Origin of the sequence: Ectopseudomonas chengduensis (genome assembly GCF_900102635.1) — a bacterium.
In the GTDB taxonomy this organism is placed as follows: Bacteria; Pseudomonadota; Gammaproteobacteria; order Pseudomonadales; family Pseudomonadaceae; genus Aquipseudomonas; species Aquipseudomonas chengduensis.
This window is the reverse complement of the sequence record NZ_FMZQ01000013.1, coordinates 46,800-65,232: the sequence shown is the minus strand read 5'-3', so window position 1 is coordinate 65,232 and position 18,433 is coordinate 46,800. Positions and strand designations below refer to the sequence as shown.

Below are 18,433 nucleotides of genomic sequence, written 5' to 3'. Positions count from 1 at the left end.
GCGACGAATGAGTAAACCGAGGCTGGGTAATCGCTGGTTCGGTCAATTCAATGCCAGTGGCCGCGACGCCAGTGGCCGCGACGCCGGCCGCCGGGACGCCGGCCGCTGGATAGTCATCGGTGGCAGCCTGTGCCTGGCGCTGTTCTTCGCCTTTCTCGGGCGCCAGGCGCTGAACGAGCGCGAAGCGCTCTGGCAACTACAGATCAGCAAACAGGCAGACATCCAGCGCATGGCCCTGAACAGCACCCAGCATGGGCTGCAGGAACGCGCGCAGCTGCTGGCGGAAACCATCGCTGCCGATGCCTGGGTGACGGAGCTGGTGCGCCAGGCTCACGCCCTGCCGTCGAGCGATCTGCAAAGCCTGGCCAACATCCGCAGTCAGCTCTACACCCGCCTGGCGCCGCGCTGGCGCAACCTGCAGGCGCACCAGCCGTTTCGGCTGTACGTGCACCTGGCGCCAGACGTGAAGGTGCTGCTGCGCGTGCACGAACCCGAGCACTTTGGCGACCTGCAGATTGGCTGGCGCCCGATGGTGCTGGAAGCGCTGCGCAGCGCCAGAAGCCAGGCCGGTCTGGGCCTGACCCGCGGCAGCGTCGGCATGCGCGCCATTGCCCCGTTGCTGGCCGAGAGCAACAACGGGCCCCAACAGGTCGGCGCCATCGAAGTGGCAATGGGCGTGCTCGAGGATCTTGCCCAGCTGGACCGCGAGTTCGACAGCGGTGTGGCACTGCTGCTGCGCGACGACTTGCTGCTGAGTTCGGACAGCGGTGAAGAACTACGCGGCCTGGCTGGCGATACCCAGCGCTGGCAGTTGATGGATCATTCGCGGCCCCAGGTCCTGGCCTGGCAACAGCAACAGCGACTGCCCGCCCCGAGCGAGGGCGATAGCGTGCGCCTGCTGGACGACAGCGAACGTCATTATCTGGTCAATCAGGTGGCACTGAGTAGCTACCGGCAACGTCACGACCCCAGCGCAGAGCCACTGGCGGTCGCACTGATCTGGCACGACGTCAGCGATCAGTTCAATCTGCACCGCAGCGACAAGCGCTGGCTGGTAGTCAAGTGGCTGCTCGCCTGGTGCGGCGCCGAGGCCCTGCTGCTGGTTCTGCTACGCAGCACCCGGCGCAGCACGCAGCGCCTGATGCAGCGCCAGCAGGCGGCGTTGCGCGCGCTCAATGAGATCGCTGCGCTGCCCAGCCTGAGCCGCACCGAGCAACTGCGCCAGGCGCTGCGCCTGGGCGCCGAGCATTTCGGCATGCCGCTGGGCATCATCAGCCGTATCCAGGGCGAGCAGTACCAGGTGCTGGTACAGGTATCTCCCGACGACGCCCTCAGCGACGGCCAGCTGTTCGAACTGGGCGACACCTACTGCAGCCTGGCCTTGCAGCATAACGATGCGCTGGCCATCACCCATATGGCCGACTCGCCGCACAGGCACCACCCCTGTTATCGCCAGTTCGCCCTGGAAAGCTATATCGGCACCGCCGTGCGCGTGGGCGGCAAGCCATTCGGCACCCTGGCCTTCGCCAACCCCGAGCGACGCAGGCAGCCATTCGATGACGCCGACCGCGACTTCCTCGGCTTGTTCGCCCGCTGGGTCGGCGCCATTCTGGAACGCCAGCAGCAGGAGCGCGCCGTGCGCGCGGCACGCGCCTATCTGCAAGCGGTGCTGGACTCGGCCACCGGGGTATCGATCATCGCCACCGACACGCAAGGCATCATCAGCCTGTTCAATTCCGGCGCCGAACGCCTGCTCGGCTATAGCACCGAGGAGATGATCGGACTTCAGACTCCGGCGATGTTTCATCTCGCGGACGAAATCCAGACCCGCGCCGCCGAGCTCAGCGAGGTCGCCGGGCACCCGCTGGAGAGCTTCGAAGTCCTAGTACATAACGCCCGCGGCGGCGACCCGGAAACCCGCCAGTGGACCTATCGCCACAAGGACGGCAGCCTGCGCCAGGTCAACCTCACCGTCAGCGCCATGTTCGACGAGAGTAGCCAGATCACCGGTTTTCTCGGCATCGCCAGCGATATCAGCGAATTGCAACAGGCCACCCGCGCGTTGCAGAAGAGCGAGAGCCGCTTCCGCGGCCTGGTGGCCAACCTGCCTGGCGTGGTGTATCGCTGCGCCAACGACGCCGACTGGAGCATGCGCTACATCAGCGATGAAATTGCCAACCTCAGCGGTTACCCGGCCAGCGACTTCATCGACAACCAGGTACGCAGCTTTTCCAGCATCGTGCATCCCGACGACCTGGCCATCACCTACCGCATCGGCGAGGCCATCGCGCGTCAGGAAAGGTTCGAGCTCACCTACCGCCTGCGCCATGCCGATGGCCATAACGTCTGGGTGCGGGAGAAAGGCCGTGGCGAATACGACAGCCACGGCAGGCTGTTGTGGGTCGACGGTTTCATCTGGGACATCAGCGAACGCCAGGCCATGGAGGACGAACTGCGCCTGAGCCAACAGCGTTTTCTCAATGCCTTCAATACCGCGCCACAGGGCATGGCACTGATCAGCCCGGACGGCCGCTGGCTGGAGGTCAACGACGAGCTGTGCCGCATGCTCGGCTATGACCGCGAAGAGCTGCTGACCTCTACCTACCAGCAGGTCACCCATCCGGACGATCTCGATGCCGATCGGCAGAACGTCGCCGATCTGCTGGCTGGGCGGATCAACGCCTATCAGATGGAGAAACGCTACCTGGACAAGCAAGGGCGCACGCTGTGGGTGTTGCTCAGCGTGTCGCTGGTGCGTGACGGCGAGGGGCGGCCCGTGCATTTCGTCTCGCAGATTCAGGATTTCAGTGATCGTGTCGCTGCCGAGCGCGCGGTGCGCGAGCGCGAACATTACCTCAGTACCTTGCTCGACAACGTGGTCGACGCCATCGTCACCATCGATGAGCAGGGCCGCATCGAAACCTTCAACCATGCGGCCGAAGCGATATTCGGCTATCGCCAGCCCGAGGTCGCCGGTCAGAGCATCACCCAACTGGTTCCGCACCTGGCGGGCGACTTACTGCGGCAAGGCTGCGCCATCAACCAGATCGGCGAAATGGAAGGCCTGCGTCAGGATGGTGAATGCTTCCCCATGGAGCTGGCGATGTCACAGATCAGCCACCAGGGGCAGCGCCGCTTTATCGCGGTGATCCGCGACATCGCCGAGCGCAAGCGCACCGAACAGATGAAGAACGAATTCGTCTCCACCGTCAGCCACGAACTGCGCACCCCGCTCACCGCCATCGCCGGTTCGCTCGGCCTGATCAATGGCGGCGCCCTCGGCACCGTACCGGAAAGCATGCGCCAGATGCTGAGCATCGCCCACAGCAACAGCCAGCGTCTCAGCGCCCTGATCAACGACCTGCTGGACATGGACAAGCTGGTGGCCGGCAAGATGCATTTCGACCTGCAGACACGCGCACTGCAGCCACTGCTGGAACAGGCGCTGCTGCACAACCACCCCTATGCCGAGCAGCATCAGGTCGAATTGCGCCTGCAGGTCGAGGGCGACGCCCAGGTGCGGGTCGACGCTCAGCGCCTGGCCCAGGTGATGGCCAACCTGCTGTCCAACGCCGCCAAGTTCTCGCCAGCGGGCGCCAGCGTCGAGGTGCGCCTGCAGCAGTGCGGCGAGGTCTTGCGCGTCAGCGTAGCGGACAGCGGCCCCGGCATACCGGAAGCCTTCAAACCGCGCATCTTCAGCAAGTTCTCCCAGGCCGACTCCGGTGACACCCGGCAACAGGGCGGCACCGGGCTGGGGCTGGCCATCTGCAAGGAAATCATCGAACGCATGGGCGGCCATATCGGCTTCGACTCTTCCCCAGGCCAAGGTGCTAGCTTCTGGTTCGAACTACCGATCACAGGGAGCGCGTCATGAGCCAAGCCCCGATCCCCGCCAACGAGCAGGAGCGCCTGGCCGCCCTGCGCGCCCTGGAACTGCTCGACAGCCCGGCCGAAGCGATGTTCGACCACATCACCGCGCTGGCTGCGCAGATCTGCGACACCCCTATCGCCCTGATTTCGCTGGTCGATGCCCAACGCCAGTGGTTCAAGAGCCAGGTTGGCCTGGATGCCGAGCAAACCGCGCGCGAGCTGGCCTTCTGCGCCCATGCGGTGGCCGCCGACGCGCCCCTGGAAGTGGACAATGCCCTGGATGACGCGCGTTTTCGCGACAACCCGCTGGTCACTTCCGACCCGCATATCCGCTTTTACGCCGGCATGCCGCTGCACGACGGCCGGGGCCTGGCGCTCGGCACCCTGTGCGTGATCGACCGCCAGCCGCGCCACCTCGACAGCCACCAGCGTGCTCAGTTGCAGCACTTGGCACAGCTGACCGGGGAGTTGTTCGAGCTGCGCCTGCAGGCGCGCCGCCAGGCCGAACAGAGCGCCATGCACCAGGCCATGCTGGACAACGCCGGTAGTGCAGTGCTGGTGCTTGACCCACAGGGCCGTGTACTGCGCAGCAACCATGAAGCGCAGCAGCTGCTGGGCTATTCGCCCGCTGAGCTGGAGGATAAGTACCTGCCGCAGCTACTGCTCGAACCAGGCCAGTACGAACGCCTGTGCACCGCCTGCAGCAGCGGGCCGCAGAGCACCGAGGGGCAACTGCGCGCACGCAGCGGACAGCATCTGCCGGTGCGCCTGAATCTCTCGCCGATCCGCGCCGAAGGCCAGCCGCTCCAAGGCTACCTGCTGGTGGCCAACGATCTCAGCCAGCGCGAAGAGGCGCGCCTGCGCCTGCAGCGCATCGCCGCACAGCTGCCGGGCATGGTCTACCAGTATCTGCTGCGCGCCGATGGCAGCAGTTGCTTCCCCTATGCCAGCGCCGGAATCCGCGACGTTTACGGCTGCACGCCAGAAGAAGTCAGCGAGGATGCCGGCCCACTCCACGCCCGCCTGCATCCGGATGACGCGCCACAGGTGCACGCCGCCATCGCCCGCTCGGCCGCGAACCTGAGCACCTGGCATCAGGAATACCGCGTCCTGCATCCACTGCACGGTCCGCTCTGGGTCGAGGGGCGTGCCGCACCGCAGCGCCTGCCCGGCGGCGAAACGCTCTGGCACGGCTTCATCAGCGACATCAGCGAACGCAAGCGCGGCGAGCAATTGCAGAACGAGTTCGTCTCCACCGTCAGCCATGAGCTGCGCACGCCGCTGACCGCCATCGCCGGCTCACTCGGTCTGATCAACGGCGGCGCCCTTGGCGCGGTGCCGGAGCAGATGCAGCAGATGCTGGAAATCGCCCAGAGCAACAGCCAGCGCCTGCGCAAGCTGATCGACGACCTGCTGGACATCGACAAGCTGGTCGCCGGCAAGATGCGCTTCGATCTGCAGCCGTTGGCCCTGCGCCCGCTGCTGGAGCAGGCGCTGCGCAGCAACCAGCCCTATGCCGAGCACCACCGGGTGCAACTGCTGCTACTGCCGGGCATCGATTGCCAGGTATGTGCCGATGCCCAGCGCCTGGAGCAGGTGCTGGCCAACCTGCTGGCCAATGCCGCCAAGTTTTCTGCCGCCGGACAGAGCGTGGAGCTATCAGCCGTGCCCACGGACGGCTGGGTACGCATCAGCGTGCGTGACCAGGGCCAGGGCATCGCGCAAGACTTCAAGCCGCGCATCTTCAGCAAATTCGCTCAGGCCGATGCCGGCGACACCCGCCGCCAGGGTGGCACAGGCCTGGGCCTGGCGATCAGCAAGGAGATCATCGAACACATGGGTGGCCGTATCGGCTTCGACTCCGTGGAGGGGCAAGGCAGCACCTTCTGGCTGGACCTGCCGCAAGTCGGGGTGCAGCCATGAACGACAACATCACGCTGCGCCTGCAACTGCTCGGGCAGCTGTTCAGCCGCAACAATCTGCTGGCCTGGGGCGTGCTGGCGCTGGCGCTCGGCACGACGCTGCTGGCCTGGGACAGCTTGCGCCAGAGCCAGAGCGCGTCCGCCTCACGCCAGCTCGAGCTCCTTGCCGACGAAATCAGCGAGGCCATCATCCAGCGCATGCATAACCAGGAAAGCATCCTGCTCGGCGCCGCCGCCCTGCTCGATGCCAATAAAGAGGTCAGTCGCGACGACTGGCGCACCTACGCGCGTCGCCTGAACCTGGAAGAACGCTACCCAGGTATCCAGGGCCTGGGGTTCAGCCAGGTATTGCCCGCCGAACAGCTGCACGCCTTCGAAACCGAAATGCGTGCCGAGGGCTACCCCAACTTCCGCGTGCGCCCGCTTGGCAAGCGTACGCTGTACAGCGCCATTCGCTATATCGAGCCTTTCGCCGGACGTAATCTGGTCGCCTTCGGCTTCGACATGCTGTCCGAACCCGTGCGCCAGGCCGCCATGCTGAACGCCGCACGCAGCGGCCAGAGCCGGCTGTCCGGCCGTGTCACGCTGGTGCAGGAAACCCACGGCAAGGTCCAACCGGGTTTGCTGCTGTACACCCCGGTGTACCGGCACGGCCAACCGCTGGACACTCCCGAGCAGCGCCTGGCCGCGCTGCGTGGCTTTGCCTACAGCCCCTACCGTGCGCACGACCTGATGCACGGCATCCTCGGTGCACGCCAACGCGACCTGGAGTTCGAGCTCTATGCCGGCCCCGATACGGCTGCCGCCGACCTGCTTTACAGCAGCGCTGGCAACGCCATCGATACGCCTGCCGACACCCTGCGAGAGCTGGAACTGTTCGGCCAGCGCTGGTACCTGAACTTTCACTACGCCCCAGGCTTTCTCGATGCCGCCCATCGCGGCGAAGGCTCACTGCTGGCATTGGGCGTCTGCATCAGCCTGCTGCTGTTCTTCCTGATCAGCAGCCTGAGCCTGCGCCGCGAGCAGATACAGCAGTTGGCCGAGCGCATCACCGAACAGCTGCACCGCAGCGAAGAGCGCCTGGCACTGGCACTCAAGGGCGGCAATGACGGTTGGTGGGATATCGAGGTCAAGGCCGGCAGCTTCTTCGCCTCGGCCCACGGCTGGCAGATGCTCGGCTATCCGGAACAGGGCCCGCCGGGTTTTGCCGATGACCCCTGGGCCTGGGAAAACCTGGTGCACCCGGACGATCTGCCCGCAACGCGCGCTCGTCTGAAACATGCGCTGTCCACAGGCGCCAGCAACTTCACCATCGACTGTCGCCTGCTGCGTGTCGACGGCAGCGACCTGCCGGTGCTGCTGCGCGGCTACATCCAGCGCGACGACAACGGCTACCCGCTGCGCATCACCGGCACCACCATGGACCAGAGCGAGGCCAAGCGTATCGAGCGCCTCAAGAGCGAGTTCGTCTCCACCGTCAGCCACGAGCTGCGCACACCGCTGACCGCCATCGCCGGCTCGCTGGGCCTGATCAATGGCGGCGCACTGGGCACGGTACCGGAAAGCATGCGCACCATGCTGGGCATCGCCCAAGCCAACAGCCAGCGTCTCAGCCACCTGATCAACGATCTGCTGGACATGGACAAACTGGAAGCCGGCAAGATGCAGTTCGACCTGCAACCCTGCGCACTTGCCGCCCAGCTCCAAGAGGCGCTGGACAGCAACCAGGCCTACGCCGACCGCCACCAGGTCAAGCTGCGCCTGCTCGACTGCGTAGCGGCCCGCGTACGGGTCGATGCCATGCGTCTGCAGCAGGTGCTGGCCAACTTCATCTCCAACGCCGTGAAGTACTCGCCGCCCGGCGCCGAAGTATGCCTGCGCGCCGAAGGTCGTGGCGCTCGCGTGCGCGTCGAGGTCAGCGACCAGGGCCCAGGCATCGCCGCCGAATTTCGCCAGCGCATCTTCAGCAAGTTCTCCCAGGCCGACGCCAGCGACAGCCGCAGCAAGGGCGGCACCGGCCTGGGCCTGGCGATCAGCAAGGAGTTGATCGAACGCATGGGCGGGCAGATCGGCTTCGACTCGGTAGAGGGCCAGGGCGCCTGCTTCTGGTTCGAGCTGCCCACGCTGGCCGAAGCCGCCCTGCCCGCGGCCAGCGACGGCCGGCGCAGCCTGCTGGTGGTCGAGGACGAACCGGACATCGCCAACCTGCTGCGCCAGTTGCTGGAAAATGCCGGTTATCGCGTGCGTCTGGCTCACAGCCTGGGCGAAGCACGCGCCCGTCTGCGTGAGGAAATACCCGCCGCCATCAGCCTCGATCTGCGCCTGCCGGACGGCGACGGCATGCAACTGGTACAAGAACTGCGCGCCGACGCGCGCTATCGCGAGCTGCCGATTCTGGTGGTATCGGCCGCCTGTGAAGAGGGCCGCCTGGCACTGGACGGCGTGCCCGCGCTGGACTGGCTGAGCAAGCCGATCGACCCGCAGCGCTTGCTCGCCAGCCTTGCTCAGGCCTTGCAGAATCTGCCGCAGAGCCCACGCGTGCTACACGTGGAAGACGATCACGATCTGCGTATGGTGGTCGCCGAACAGGGCCGCGAGCTGGCCGAGTTCGTTCCCGCCGACAGCCTCGCCGAAGCGCGTCGCCTGCTCGCCGAGCAGCCTTTCGACCTGGTTCTGCTCGATCTCGGTCTGCCCGACGGCAACGGCCTGGAGCTGCTCGATGAACTGCAGAACCAGCTGCCAGGGCTACCGGTGGCCGTGCTCTCGGCCAGCGAGATGGATGGCCATGAATTGGCCGGGGTGAGCGCGGCACTGGCCAAATCACGCAATGATGGACAACACTTCCTGCACATGCTCAACCGCCTGTTACCCGCCAAGGAGACCCGCCATGACTGAGCTCAAGCGCATCCTTCACGTCGAGGACGACCCCTCGATCCAGGCCGTGGCCAAGGTCGCTCTGGAAGCCGTTGGCGGCTTCCAGGTGCTGAGCTGCGCCAGCGGCCAGGAAGCGCTCGATCAGGTACAAGGCTTCGCGCCCGACTTCATCCTGCTCGACGTGATAATGCCAGGCATGGACGGCCCGCAAACGCTGGAGAGGCTGCGCGAACTGGTGGATATCGGTGAGGTGCCAGTAGCCTTCATGACGGCCAAGGTCCAGCCCGGTGAAGTGGCCCATTACCGCAGCCTGGGCGCGCTCGACGTGATCGTGAAACCCTTCGATCCCATGCAGCTTGCCGCCCAGATCCGGCAGATCTGGAGCCGACGCCATGGATAAACACGACGGCAACGCCATTCCTCAGACCCTGCAGGAGCGCCTGCAGCAGCTCGGCCAGCAATTCGCCGAACGCCTGCACCAGGAGCTTCCGCAACTGACGCAGCAGAGCGAGCAACTGCTCGAGGCCGGCGACGAGCAGCGCAGGCACCTGTTGCAGGCGCTACGCGACCAGCTGCATCGCCTGGCCGGCAGTGCCGGCACCTTCGGTTTCGACCAGCTTGGCCAGCAAGCGCGGGAGCTGGAACAACAGGCCGAGCGCTGGCTGGAACATCAGCAACGCCTGCAGCACGAACTCGGCGAATTCATCGCGGCGCTGCAACGCCTGGGCAACCAGACCTCCAGCAACGCGGCACCCGGCGCAGTGCAGCAGCAGATACCACAGGCGCTACGTGGAGACACCGAGTCCCGGCTCATCTACATCCTCGAGAATGAAATAGCCGTAGGCGAAAACATGCGCCTGACCCTGAACAACTTCGGCTATCAGGCCGAGCACTTCAATTCCATCGCCGGTCTCGATGCGGCCCTGGAGCAGCAGATACCGGACGCGCTGATCGTCGACGTCAATCTGGCCAGCGAAGACTGCAGCGGCCTGGACTATGCCGCAGGCCTGCAGCAGCGCCTGGAGGTGCCACTGCCGCTGCTGGTGCTGACTCACCAGGATGACTTCGCCACCCAGTTGCAGGCGGTGCGGGCCGGTGCATTGGGTTTCTTCGCCAAGCCGGTGGACATTCCGCAGCTGGAAAGCCGCCTGGAACGCTGCTTCGCTCAGCAGAGCGGCGAGCCCTACCGAGTGCTGATCGTCGACGACGACCGCGATCTGGCCAGCCGCTACAGCCTGGTGCTGCGCGACGCCGGCATGCTGGTGGAAATCCTTCAGGACCCGGCGCAGATCTTCGAGCATCTGCGCGACTTCAATCCCGAGGTGGTGCTGCTCGACGTCAACATGCCGGACTGTACCGGCCCTGAGCTGGCGCAGATCATCCGTTGCAACGACGACTGGCTGCGCATCCCGATCATCTACCTGTCGGCGGAAACCGATATCGGCAAGCAGATGAATGCGCTGATCAAGGCCGGCGACGACTTCGTCACCAAGCCGATTTCCGACAACGCCCTAGTCGCCACCGTGTTCTCCCGCGCTCAGCGCGCACGTCTGCTGTCCAACGCCCTGGCGCGCGACAGCCTCACCGGCCTGCTCAAGCATGGCGATATCAAGGAGCAGGTGGCCATCGAGCTGGAGCGCGCGCTACGCAGCGGCGACCGCGCCAGTGTGGTGATGCTGGATATCGATCACTTCAAACGGGTCAACGACGAACATGGTCACGCCGCCGGCGACAACGTCATCCGCGCCCTGGCCAACCTGCTGCGCCAGCGCCTGCGTCGGGTCGACAGTCTGGGGCGCTATGGCGGCGAGGAGTTTCTCGCGGTACTGCCGGACTGCACCCCGCAACAGGCCAAGCAGATCGTCGACGAGATTCGCGAACGCTTCGCCGAGTTGCGCTTCATCGCCGATGGCGGCGAATTCTCCTGCACCCTGAGTGCCGGTATCGCCGGCACCGATGTGCACAGTGAAGCCGAGCAACTGCGCGAGCGCGCCGACAAGGCGCTGTATGCGGCCAAGCATGGTGGTCGCAATCAGGTGCAGGTGGCAGCGTCGGAAGAGCATCGCGGCTGAAGCCGCTCCTACACCAGCACCACGCTCCGTAGGAGCGGGTTCAGCCGCGATAGGAAATGAAGCCCCTAGGGATGCCACTCTTCACATCCACCATAAGCGTTCACCCTTATCAGGCCTCGGCGCGTTGCATCAGCTGGCGCTGACGCCACTCCATGAAGGTTTTCAGGAACAGGGTGAGCAGCGCCATGCACGCCAGCAGGCCGGCGGCAGTGAAGGCCGCCGCGGGCTTGTAATCGTTGTTGAGCTGGTCGACCAGCAGCGGCAGGGTCAGGGTCTGGTTGATGATGGTGCCGGACACCACCGACACCGCACCGAACTCGCCCACCGCGCGGGCATTGGTCACCACCACACCGTAGAGCAGCGCCCATTTGATCTTCGGCAGACTGATGCGACGGAAGATCTGCCAGCCGCTGGCACCCAGGCACATGGCAGCGGCTTCTTCGTCCTGGCCCTGGGCCTGCATCACCGGAATCAGAATGCGCGCCACATAGGGCGCGGTGACGAATACGGTGACCATGACGATGCCCGGCCAGGCGAACATCAACTGCATGCCGTTATCGTAGAACCAGCGGCCGATGAAGCTCTCCAGGCCGTAGACCACCAGATAACAGAGGCCGGCGACCACCGGCGATACCGCATAGGGAATGTCGACCAGCGTGGTCAGCAGTTTGCGCCCGCGAAAATCGTAGTGCGTCACGCACCAGGCCAGGCAAATGCCGAAGCACAGGTTCAGCGGCACGGTGATGGCGGCCACCAGCAGGGTCAACCCGATGGCGTGGAGCATGTAGTCCTCGCCGAGGTTGCTCCACAGCAGGTCAAGCCCACCAGCCAGCGCCTTGGTGAAGATCAGCGCCAGCGGCACCAGCAGAATCAGCGCCACCACCATCAGACCGAGGATTACCAGCGCCCACTGGCGCCAATCTTGGGGCTTTTTCATCGACCTTGCCGTTGCCATGCGAACAGACGTCCCTGCACGACCTGCAGGAGGAACAGAAGAGTCAGCGAGGCAAGCAGGATCACCGAAGCAATGGCCGCCGCCGCCGGGTAATTGAACTCCTGCAGACGGACGAAAATCATCAGCGAGCTGACCTCCGTCTGGTAGGGAATGTTGCCGGCGATCATGATCACCGCGCCGAACTCGCCGAGGCTGCGCACGAAGGCCTGCGAGCCACCGGTGACCAGCGCCGGGGTCAGAGTCGGCAGGATCACCTTGCGAAAGGTCTGCACGCGGCTGGCGCCCAGGGTGCGCGCGGCCTCCTCGTATTCCGAGCCAAGATCCTGCAGCACCGGCTGCACGGTACGCACCACGAAGGGAATGCTGGTAAAGACCATCGCCACCACGATACCGGCGTAGGCGTAGGCCACCTTGAAGCCCAGCCACTGGCCGATCCAGCCGTTGGGTACCAGCAGCGCGGCGAGGGTCAGGCCGGCGACCGAGGTCGGCAGGGCAAACGGCAGGTCGACCAGCGCATCGACGATGCGCCGACCAGGGAAGTCGTAGCGGGTGATGACCCAGGCCAGCAGCAGACCCAGCACCAGCACCGCCAGCGTCGAGTAGAAGGCCGCCGAGATGGTCACCTTGTAGGTCTGCACCACACGCGGATCGCTGATCGCGAACCAGTACTGCGCCCAGGTCATGTCGCTGACGTACAACAGCAGCGCCGACAGCGGCAACAGGATCACCAGCGACAGGTACAGCACGCTGACGCCGAAGCTCAGGCCGAAGCCAGGCAGCAGCGGAGTCTGCAGGAAGAACAGCGTCGGTTTACTCACGAAAAGCTCGGCTCTACAAATGCAGTTGGCCGCCAATAAGGCGGCCAACTGACCATTACGATGCTCGCGTAGGGCGGGTGTAACCCGCCACTCATGGCTGGCGGGTTACACCCGCCCTAACAGGCCGTTGAAAAACTACCTACGTTGGCAATACTGCGTTAAAAATGGCCTCAAAATGCTCATTTACAGCACGTAAACTGCGCTTTTTCGGCCGTTTTTGCCTTGTCTTGCCTGCCTCGCCTACGTTTTTCAACAGCCTGCTACGCCAGACCGGCGCGCTCAGCGCCCAGTCGCGAGAAGCTGGTCAAGGATACCACCGTTGTCGAAGTGCTTGGCGGTGATGTCATCCCAGCTACCGAGGATCTCGTTCGGGTTGATCAGGCGTACCGGTGCGAACTGCGCCTTGGTCGCCTCGACCACTTCCAGGTTGTGCACGCGGTAGTTGTAGCGGGTCAGCAGCTGCTGGATGTCCTTGCTGTACTGGAAGTCGAGGAAGGCCTTGGCCTGCTCGCGGGTGCCGCGCTCGTCGGCCACCTTGTCGACGATGGCCACCGGGAACTCGGCCAGCACGCTGACTTCCGGCACCACGATTTCCAGGTTGGCAGACTTGAACTCGTCACCCTTGGCGATGTTGATCACTTCCGACTCGAAGGTCAGCAGCACGTCGCCCTGGCCGTTCTGGGCGAAGGCCACGGTGGCGCCACGGCCGCCAGTGGGGAAGTTCTCGACGTTCTTCAGCAGCTTGCCGACGAAGGCCTTTACCTTCTCCTCGTCGCCATTGAATTTCTCGTTGGCGAACAGCCAGGCGCCCAGGTAACTGTAGCGGGCGTTGCCGGAGGTTTTCGGGTTGGGGAATACCAGCTTCACGTCGTCGCGAATCAGGTCATCCCAGCTCTTGATGTTCTTCGGGTTGCCTTCACGCACCAGGAACGCGGTGGTGCTGTAGTACGGCGAGGCGTTGTTGGGGAACTGCTTGGCCCAGTCTTCACGCAGCAGACCGCGCTTGGCCAGGATGTCCACATCGGTTACCTGGTTAAAGGTGACGACGTCGACCTTCTTGCCCTGGATGATGTCCTGCGCCTGACGCGAGGTACCGGCGAAGGACTGGATGATCTTCACTTCCTTGCCGCTCTGCTGCTTCCAGTGCTCGACGAACAGCGGATTGATCTCGCCGAACAGCTCGCGGGCGATGTCGTAGGAGGCGTTGTGGAACGGCGTGTCGGCAGCAGCATGGCTCAGCGAGCCAGTCAGCAGGGTGGCACTGGCCACACTGGCCAGGAGGATCTTCTTCAGCATGAGCGGCTTCCTTATCGTTGGCAGAGCCTGCAAGCAGGCGTTTTGATGGCGCGATTGTGGCGCAACGGTATATATCCGAAAAATACTATTTTCTTATCTGCTTATAACCAGATAAAAATCAACCACGCCATCAGACGAACCCGCCGCATAGGTGCGGCCAGGGAAAGACGGGGAAGCATACGGGAAGGAGCCGGAAGTGGCGAACAAGGAGGAGCGCGGGAAGTAACGGTGGCACCTTGCCCCGGCCGCCCCGAGGAGCGGCCAGGGTGGCGCAAGAGCGATCAGAGCTTGGCGATGGACACTTCGGTGGATTTCACGAAAGCGATCACTTCACTGCCCACCTGCAATTCCAGTTCGCGCACGGAGCGGGTGGTGATCACCGAGGTGACGATGCCGGCGGCAGTCTGCACGTCGATTTCCGACAGCACGTCGCCGATGACGATTTCCTTGATGCTGCCCTTGAACTGGTTACGCACGTTGATGGCTTTGATGGTCATGGTGTTTCTCCTGATGGTCCACTGATGTAGCCCGGATGCAATCCGGGGAATTCTTGAGCCGTCCCGGATTACATCCGGGCTACGGTCTCACAGCGCCCAACGCAATTGCGTGGGCAGAGGTGATACGGGGTCTGGTGGGGTCGGCAACTCCGGCTGTGCCAGCACCCGGTCGAGCACCCGCGCTTCCAACGCAGCCAGCAGCGGCGAGCCATGCGGACGCGGGCGCAGCAGTTGCACATCGAGGTCGAGGCCGATCTGACCGTCCTCGATGAGAATTACCCGGTCCGCTACGGCCACCGCTTCGGCGACGTCGTGGGTGACCAGCAGCACGGTGAAGCCATGCTGCTGCCACAGACGTTCGATCAGTTGCTGCATCTCGATGCGGGTCAGCGCATCCAGCGCGCCCAGCGGCTCATCGAGCAGCAGCAGGCGCGGCCGATGGATCAATGCACGGGCCAGGGCCACGCGCTGCTTCTGCCCGCCGGACAGTGCCGCCGGCCACTCATTGGCACGATCCGCCAGGCCGACCGCCGCCAGGGCTTCCTCGGCCTGCTTGCGCCAGTTGCCGGAAAGACCCAGGCCGACGTTGTCGATCACCCGCTTCCAGGGCAGCAGACGCGAGTCCTGGAACATCAGGCGAATGTCTTCACGCACCGCGTTGAGCGAGCCATTGCCGGCCAGCAACTGGCCACCGCTGGGCTGATCCAGACCGGCCAGCAGGCGCAGCAGCGTGCTCTTGCCACAGCCGCTGCGGCCGACCACGGCGACGAACTGGCCGGCCGGGATATGCAGGTCGATGCCCTTGAGCACCTGGCGCTCGCCGAAGGATTTCTCGATCTTCTCGATCGCCAGGGGAATGCCCTGACGAATGTTATGCAGCGCTGTCATTGCCCACCTGCCTTGACCTGATAGGCCGGATGCCAGCGCAGCCAGATGCGCTCAAGACCACGGGCGGCGACGTCGGCCAGCTTGCCGAGCACCGCGTAGAGCAGAATCGCCAGCACCACCACATCGGTCTGCAGGAATTCGCGGGCGTTCATCGCCAGGTAGCCAATGCCACTGCTGGCAGAGATGGTCTCCGCGACGATCAGCGTCAGCCACATGAAGCCCAGAGCGAAACGCACGCCAACCAGGATCGACGGCAACGCACCCGGCAGGATCACCTGACGGAACAGCGAGAAGCCGGACAAGCCATAGCTGCGCGCCATCTCCACCAGCGCCGGATCGACGTTGCGGATGCCGTGGTAGGTGTTGAGGTAGATCGGGAACAGCGTGCCGAGCGCGACCAGGAACACCTTGGCCGCCTCGTCGATGCCGAACCAGAGGATCACCAGCGGGATCAGCGCCAGGTGCGGCACGTTGCGAATCATCTGCACCGAACTGTCGAGAAAGCGCTCGCCCCATTTCGAAAGGCCGGTGATAAAGCCCAGCAGCAAGCCGATGCCGCCGCCAATGGCGAAGCCGATACCGGCGCGCTGGCCACTGATCGCCAGGTGCTGCCAGATTTCGCCGGAGGCCAGCAGCGCCCAGCCGGCGGCGAGCACGGCGCTGGGCGCCGGCAGGATGCGGCTGGACAGCCAACCGCTGGCCACCGCCAGTTGCCAGGCGGCCAGCAGCCCCAGCGGCAAGGCCCAGGGCGCAGCGCGAAGAGCCAGTTTGTGAAGAGTCGTGTTGCTCATGGTTGCCTCGAAAAATTCTGTATCTCTGTCCCCGGATTGCATTCGGGCCACATCGGCCCTCTCCCCAACCCTCTCCCGCTTGCGGGAGAGGGGCTGGGGGAGAGGGTGCTTTTCAGTCCGTAGCCCGGATGCAATCCGGGGCAACCAGTGACTGCACCAACCTCAACTCGCCGAAGCCGCCTTCGGCAAAATGTCGCTGGAGATCATTTCGCCGAACGGGCTGACATAACCGCGACTTTCCGGACGCTGCGGCTGGGCTACGTCCAGATGCGGGAACAGCAGTTCGGCGACCCGGTACGACTCTTCCAGATGCGGGTAGCCGGAGAAGATGAAGGTGTCGATGCCCAGCTCCGCATACTCCTTGACCCGAGCTGCCACGGTCGGGCCATCGCCGACCAGCGCAGTGCCAGCGCCGCCGCGCACCAGGCCGACACCGGCCCAGAGGTTCGGCGACACTTCCAGGTTGTCGGTCTTGCCACCGTGCAAAGCGGCCATGCGCTGTTGGCCAACGGAGTCGAAGCGCGCCAGCGACGCCTGGGCACGGTCGATGGTGTCCTGATCCAGGTGGCTGATCAGGCGATCCGCCGCCGCCCAGGCTTCCTCATTGGTCTCGCGCACGATCACGTGCAGGCGAATGCCGAAGCGCACTTCGCGGCCCTGCGCAGCAGCCTTCTCGCGCACCTGAGCGATCTTCTCGGCCACCGCAGCCGGCGGCTCGCCCCAGGTCAGGTACAGCTCGACCTGCTCGGCGGCCAGATCCTGCGCCGCGTCGGACGACCCACCGAAATACAGCGGCGGACGCGGCTGCTGGATCGGCGGGTAGAGCAGCTTGGCGCCCTTCACCTGGATATGCTTGCCGTCGTAGTCGACGGTTTCGCCTTCCAGAACGCGGCGCCAGATACGGGTGAATTCGACGGAAGCCTCATAGCGCTCGGCGTGCGACAGGTGCAGACCATCGCCGGCCAGCTCGTCCGGATCGCCCCCGGTCACCAGATTGAACAGCGCACGGCCGTTCGACAGGCGATCCAGGGTCGCCGCCTGGCGCGCAGCCACGGTCGGCGAAATGATCCCCGGGCGCAGGGCAACGAGAAACTTCAGATTCTGCGTGAGCGGGATCAGCGAGGCGGCCACCAGCCAGGAGTCCTCGCAGGAACGCCCGGTGGGAATCAGCACGCCGCCATAACCGAGGCGGTCAGCCGCCTGGGCGACCTGGGCCAGGTAGCCGTGGTCGACGGCGCGCGCGCCTTCGGCGGTGCCCAGGTACTTGCCATCGCCATGGGTAGGCAGGAACCAGAAGATGTTGAGGCTCATGGAGTTGTCTCCTTTCACGAAAGCGTTGACGTAGCCCGGATGCAATCCGGGAAATACCGTGTGGCTGCCCCGGATTGCATCCGGGCTACGGGTTACTGGTTCTGCGCGACCTTGGCCGGCGGATTCCAGATCACGTCCTTGATGGTCAGCTGCTTGGGGATCAGCTTCAGCTCAGTGAAGGTATCGGCGATCTTCTGCTGCGCCTCGACCACCTCCGGGCTGATGAACTGCGCGCCGTAACCCTGGCGCTCGACGGCCTGGCGGGTGATTTCCGGGGACAGGCCGATCAGCGGCGCGACCTGGCTGGTGGCTTCGTCGAGGTTGCCCTTGACCCACTCGCCGACGCCGCGGATTTCCTCGACCAGCGTGCCGACCACCTGCGGGTTCTTCTCGGCATAGGTGCGGGTCGCCAGGTAGAACTGGTGGTTGTCCACCAGACCGCTACCGTCACGCAGGGTGCGGGCCTGCAATTGCTTCTCGGCGGCGGACTGGAACGGGTCCCAGATCACCCAGGCATCGACGCTGCCACGCTCGAAGGCGGCGCGGGCATCGGCGGGCGGCAGGTAGACCGGGGTGATGTCGCCGTACTTGAGGCCGGCGTCTTCCAGCGCGCGCACCAGCAGGTAATGCACGTTGGAGCCCTTGTTCAGGGCGACCTTCTTGCCCTTGAGTTCGGCCACCGATTTGATCGGCGAATCTTTCGGCACGAGGATCGCCTCGCCGGTTGGGGCCGGCGGCTCATGGGCGACGTAGAGCAGGTCAGCGCCAGCTGCCTGAGCGAACACCGGTGGGGTTTCACCGGTGACACCGAAATCCACGGAGCCGACGTTGAGACCCTCGAGCAGTTGCGGACCGCCCGGGAACTCCGTCCACTTGACCTCCACGCCCTGCTCGGCCAAGCGTTTTTCCAGGGTGCCCTTGGCCTTGAGCAGCACCAGGGTGCCGTATTTCTGATAGCCGATACGCAATGTCTCGGCTTGTGCATGAGTGATGGCGCCGAAGGAAATGGCCGCGGCAAACAGGGCGACCAGGCTTCGACGCAAAGTAATGGTGCGCATGGCGCTCTCCCTTTGCTGTGATGTCTTGGTTGGCTACCTGCTTGCCCGTTGGCGGGCGAGTAAGGCGGGGTGTTACAGATG

At 64.6% G+C, this 18,433-nt stretch carries 13 protein-coding genes; 5 read left to right on the top strand and 8 right to left on the bottom strand.

The genetic code is table 11. The features are described 5' to 3' along the window. Nucleotides 1-7 precede the first annotated feature (7 nt). From BLS08_RS26790 to BLS08_RS19075, 5 genes are read left to right on the top strand one after another with little or no spacing between them, the layout of a single operon-like run. Nucleotides 8-3,874 (top strand): PAS domain S-box protein, encoded by a 3,867-nt coding sequence (locus BLS08_RS26790; RefSeq protein ID WP_090337176.1) that lies wholly within the window; start codon nucleotides 8-10, stop codon nucleotides 3,872-3,874. After that, complete coding sequence (locus BLS08_RS19090; RefSeq protein WP_090337174.1) at nucleotides 3,871-5,793, top strand: ATP-binding protein; 1,923 nt, start codon at nucleotides 3,871-3,873, stop codon at nucleotides 5,791-5,793. The genes BLS08_RS26790 and BLS08_RS19090 overlap by 4 nt, the downstream gene beginning before the upstream one ends. Further along, complete coding sequence (locus tag BLS08_RS19085) at nucleotides 5,790-8,687, top strand: CHASE domain-containing protein (protein WP_090337171.1); 2,898 nt, start codon at nucleotides 5,790-5,792, stop codon at nucleotides 8,685-8,687. The genes BLS08_RS19090 and BLS08_RS19085 overlap by 4 nt, the downstream gene beginning before the upstream one ends. Beyond that, nucleotides 8,680-9,066, top strand: coding sequence for a response regulator (locus BLS08_RS19080; RefSeq protein ID WP_090337170.1), 387 nt, complete (start codon nucleotides 8,680-8,682; stop codon nucleotides 9,064-9,066). The genes BLS08_RS19085 and BLS08_RS19080 overlap by 8 nt, the downstream gene beginning before the upstream one ends. Next, complete coding sequence (locus BLS08_RS19075) at nucleotides 9,059-10,738, top strand: diguanylate cyclase (protein WP_090337168.1); 1,680 nt, start codon at nucleotides 9,059-9,061, stop codon at nucleotides 10,736-10,738. Before BLS08_RS19080 ends, BLS08_RS19075 begins: the two co-directional genes overlap by 8 nt. Nucleotides 10,739-10,847: 109 nt before the next feature. Here BLS08_RS19075 and cysW read toward each other — a convergent pair whose 3' ends face one another. The 8 genes from cysW to BLS08_RS19035 form a co-directional block, all read right to left on the bottom strand. Then, nucleotides 10,848-11,675 (bottom strand): sulfate ABC transporter permease subunit CysW, encoded by an 828-nt coding sequence (cysW, locus tag BLS08_RS19070; protein ID WP_021490647.1) that lies wholly within the window; start codon nucleotides 11,673-11,675, stop codon nucleotides 10,848-10,850. Next, nucleotides 11,672-12,511, bottom strand: coding sequence for a sulfate ABC transporter permease subunit CysT (gene cysT, locus BLS08_RS19065; protein WP_090337167.1), 840 nt, complete (start codon nucleotides 12,509-12,511; stop codon nucleotides 11,672-11,674). Before cysT ends, cysW begins: the two co-directional genes overlap by 4 nt. Before the next feature lie 279 nt (nucleotides 12,512-12,790). Then, complete coding sequence (cysP, locus tag BLS08_RS19060; RefSeq protein WP_017676000.1) at nucleotides 12,791-13,807, bottom strand: thiosulfate ABC transporter substrate-binding protein CysP; 1,017 nt, start codon at nucleotides 13,805-13,807, stop codon at nucleotides 12,791-12,793. A 281-nt stretch (nucleotides 13,808-14,088) separates the two neighbouring features. After that, nucleotides 14,089-14,304 (bottom strand): TOBE domain-containing protein, encoded by a 216-nt coding sequence (locus BLS08_RS19055; RefSeq protein ID WP_003242436.1) that lies wholly within the window; start codon nucleotides 14,302-14,304, stop codon nucleotides 14,089-14,091. 87 nt (nucleotides 14,305-14,391) lie between these two features. After that, nucleotides 14,392-15,192 carry an aliphatic sulfonates ABC transporter ATP-binding protein gene (gene ssuB / locus BLS08_RS19050; protein ID WP_003464426.1) on the bottom strand — a complete coding sequence of 267 codons (801 nt, stop codon included), beginning with the start codon at nucleotides 15,190-15,192 and terminating at the stop codon, nucleotides 14,392-14,394. Then, entirely contained in the window at nucleotides 15,189-15,983 is a 795-nt protein-coding gene (gene ssuC / locus BLS08_RS19045; protein ID WP_003464428.1) for an aliphatic sulfonate ABC transporter permease SsuC, read from the bottom strand. Before ssuC ends, ssuB begins: the two co-directional genes overlap by 4 nt. 162 nt (nucleotides 15,984-16,145) lie before the next feature. Beyond that, the gene (gene ssuD / locus BLS08_RS19040; protein ID WP_003464431.1) at nucleotides 16,146-17,294 is read right to left on the bottom strand and encodes an FMNH2-dependent alkanesulfonate monooxygenase; all 1,149 of its coding nucleotides are present in this window, start codon (nucleotides 17,292-17,294) and stop codon (nucleotides 16,146-16,148) included. 92 nt (nucleotides 17,295-17,386) lie between these two features. Beyond that, nucleotides 17,387-18,352 carry a sulfonate ABC transporter substrate-binding protein gene (locus BLS08_RS19035; protein ID WP_003464450.1) on the bottom strand — a complete coding sequence of 322 codons (966 nt, stop codon included), beginning with the start codon at nucleotides 18,350-18,352 and terminating at the stop codon, nucleotides 17,387-17,389. Nucleotides 18,353-18,433: the final 81 nt, after the last annotated feature.

Bases quoted from the DNA above. Each gene is read 5' to 3' on its own strand.
- BLS08_RS26790 (WP_090337176.1), top strand. From the start codon at position 8: ATGAGTAAACCGAGGCTGGGTAATCGCTGGTTCGGTCAATTCAATGCC.
- BLS08_RS19090 (WP_090337174.1), top strand. From the start codon at position 3,871: ATGAGCCAAGCCCCGATCCCCGCCAACGAGCAGGAGCGCCTGGCCGCC.
- BLS08_RS19085 (WP_090337171.1), top strand. From the start codon at position 5,790: ATGAACGACAACATCACGCTGCGCCTGCAACTGCTCGGGCAGCTGTTC.
- BLS08_RS19080 (WP_090337170.1), top strand. From the start codon at position 8,680: ATGACTGAGCTCAAGCGCATCCTTCACGTCGAGGACGACCCCTCGATC.
- BLS08_RS19075 (WP_090337168.1), top strand. From the start codon at position 9,059: ATGGATAAACACGACGGCAACGCCATTCCTCAGACCCTGCAGGAGCGC.
- cysW (WP_021490647.1), bottom strand. From the start codon at position 11,675: ATGAAAAAGCCCCAAGATTGGCGCCAGTGGGCGCTGGTAATCCTCGGT.
- cysP (WP_017676000.1), bottom strand. From the start codon at position 13,807: ATGCTGAAGAAGATCCTCCTGGCCAGTGTGGCCAGTGCCACCCTGCTG.
- BLS08_RS19055 (WP_003242436.1), bottom strand. From the start codon at position 14,304: ATGACCATCAAAGCCATCAACGTGCGTAACCAGTTCAAGGGCAGCATC.
- ssuB (WP_003464426.1), bottom strand. From the start codon at position 15,192: ATGACAGCGCTGCATAACATTCGTCAGGGCATTCCCCTGGCGATCGAG.
- ssuC (WP_003464428.1), bottom strand. From the start codon at position 15,983: ATGAGCAACACGACTCTTCACAAACTGGCTCTTCGCGCTGCGCCCTGG.
- ssuD (WP_003464431.1), bottom strand. From the start codon at position 17,294: ATGAGCCTCAACATCTTCTGGTTCCTGCCTACCCATGGCGATGGCAAG.
- BLS08_RS19035 (WP_003464450.1), bottom strand. From the start codon at position 18,352: ATGCGCACCATTACTTTGCGTCGAAGCCTGGTCGCCCTGTTTGCCGCG.